Consider the following 2,332-nt stretch of genomic DNA (forward strand, 5'->3'; position numbering starts at 1 on the left):
CTGCCAATTAGAAACAAGCATTCGATGGTGACCGATGCTTCCAACGGGAATTGATTCAAAGGTCTTCGGGCACCTAACGCTGCGGGAGTCCGAGTTCGGGATAGCTGGATCGGTCGAACGAAGCGGTACGTTCGAGTCTGTCCTCACGGCGGGCGACAACAAGGTTCGCATTGTTCTCAACCCAGATTTCGATTGGCCTTACCCCGATGGCGCCGAAAAGCAAATCCGTTCGTTGCTGAACACCGCCGAGCAGATTCATACCAAGCTTCAGGCTCTTGGTACTGACGGAATATTCAAACTTCACAGTTCTGGTATTGCCCAGCTCGGAGAATACACCGGGTACGATCGCTGGAAAGCTAGCGAGGAGCAACTGTTCGCGAATTGGGTTCTCGAATCGGAGATATTTTTCACGGATGGCTTCCGTCTGATCTATGCTGGACATCCGATATATTACCTTGACCTGTTGCTCGAATTTGACTGCAAATTCTGTCCAACGCACGTGCAATTTGACGGATAGATTTGGCAGAACCATGGGATGCAACGGAGCGGCGGTGGTGCGGTTTCTCGCGAGTTCAAGGTCAACTCCCGCCGCCCGCTGATCCCTATCGTTATCCGATCAACGCCGATCGGTATGCTGGTGTTGGGCCTTGGCGTCACAACACTGGCTTGCGGCTGATGCCGGTGAACGATATACCCGACGAACCATTCCCTCGGACAACTTTTCTGGTTCGACCTTCCAATCTCCTGATGGCTTGCGCGAGCCTCCTCGCACCGACGATCGGCGTGCTCGGACGACATTCGTTGCTCGACGACGGAACGTCCTGATGGCTTGCGCGAGCAATCTCCGGTTACCATCGGCTTTCTCGGTCTTGCTTTGGAACGTAAACTGGCATTCCACCTTCCACCTAAATTCACCACGGATAACCATCCGTTGCACACGGAAGCCGCGGCCGCGCGGATTCTGAAATCAATGTCGTTTGCCGCGGCCCGGTGAACGGTGACGTTATGCCAATGAGAACATTACGCCCCAAGATTTGCGATCATCCATTGGTCCAAGCGGATGATCTCCGCTTCTACGTTTCAGATCGTCTACGTGATGACAACATCGACTTGTACTCGGCATTTCTGCTCGCTCACGAGGCGCTCCGGATCGGCCGCAACGGCTATCTACAGCCAGCTTGGAACTACAATCTATCAATATCAGGCTTGCTAAGAATATTCACGCACTGCCTTGCCGCACGTGCATTTCGCGCCGACAGCATGGCGATGACAGCCGAAACTTGGCTAGTCAATGATGCTTCGCACCTACAAGAACACCGCCCACATTTCTTCACTGATCGCCTGTCGGAAGGGCGTGCGTTGATCACCGATGGTACGTTCTTGGAATCGTTATCTCAAATGCGCGAACAGTATGATTCGCTTAATGATGACGATGGCCCGTTTCACCTCGAGGTCTTCCCATGGCACTATGCCGCCCCTGAACGCGAATTACTGATACCGCATTCGCAGGCCAGATTTCGCAACACCACTCCCGTTGATCCCGAAGTCTCGGACTTGATTGCTGATCTACGTCGAGGACAATGGGCATAACAATCGGATGCACGACGAGTCGCCGCGTTGAGTTGTTTGAAGTGGTCAGTCGTTTGCGGCGACCGCGTGATCCGTGACGTTCTGTCATCAAGAACCCTAGGAGCTTCACATGGTCGCGATGGATCCAAATGATCCTGCGTCAGTCGAGCGTGCAAGTGCGATCATCCGTCAGCACGCAGACATGTTCGGCGCTTCCATCAGAAGCTCGATCTACAATTCATGGCTCCGGTCAAAGGACATCGATGCAATCGAGTCAAAATATCGAAACTTCCTCGATTCTGCGTTGCGCGACTTTCGTGCTGATCCGGACGAATACATGCTCAGCATCGATATGGGCCGACAGGCTCCGAGCGAACAACCGATCGGCGATTCTTCCAACGACGGCGGTTCGGAAGATCAGCAGATTCGAATCGGCGTTTACATATTTTGGATCGGCCTAGCCCCACAACGACGAAACCACGAAACACTTGAAGGGGAAATTCGTAAGGTCATGGATGATTCACTGAAGGCGTTGCGCGATGATCCAGAAGATTTCGGATCAGAATTTCACTGGACCTCGCCCTGAGTTGCCGCAACAATCAAAGACAGAACCATGGCATGAACCGAAGTGGCGGAGTCGTGGTTTTTGAAGTGGTGAATCGTTCGCCGCCACTCGGTTATGCCTACCGTTATCACACTCCGGGCGATTTGTGCTCTGCTATCGGTGCGTTGTCGATGATCCGCTGGCAATCGTTTGGTCCGA

The 2,332-nt window shown here is 53.2% G+C and carries 3 protein-coding genes; all 3 read left to right on the forward strand.

The genetic code is table 11. The features are described 5' to 3' along the window. The first annotated feature begins 34 nt into the window (after positions 1–34). Positions 35–517, forward strand: coding sequence for a hypothetical protein (locus CA13_RS34150; RefSeq protein ID WP_146404783.1), 483 nt, complete (start codon positions 35–37; stop codon positions 515–517). Positions 518–1,011: 494 nt separating this feature from the next. Then, positions 1,012–1,590 carry a hypothetical protein gene (locus tag CA13_RS34155; protein WP_146404786.1) on the forward strand — a complete coding sequence of 193 codons (579 nt, stop codon included), beginning with the start codon at positions 1,012–1,014 and terminating at the stop codon, positions 1,588–1,590. Positions 1,591–1,699: 109 nt separating this feature from the next. Further along, positions 1,700–2,155, forward strand: coding sequence for a hypothetical protein (locus CA13_RS34160; RefSeq protein ID WP_146404789.1), 456 nt, complete (start codon positions 1,700–1,702; stop codon positions 2,153–2,155). Positions 2,156–2,332: the final 177 nt, after the last annotated feature.

Source organism: Novipirellula herctigrandis, assembly GCA_007859835.1.
In the GTDB taxonomy this organism is placed as follows: Bacteria; Planctomycetota; Planctomycetia; order Pirellulales; family Pirellulaceae; genus Novipirellula_A; species Novipirellula_A herctigrandis.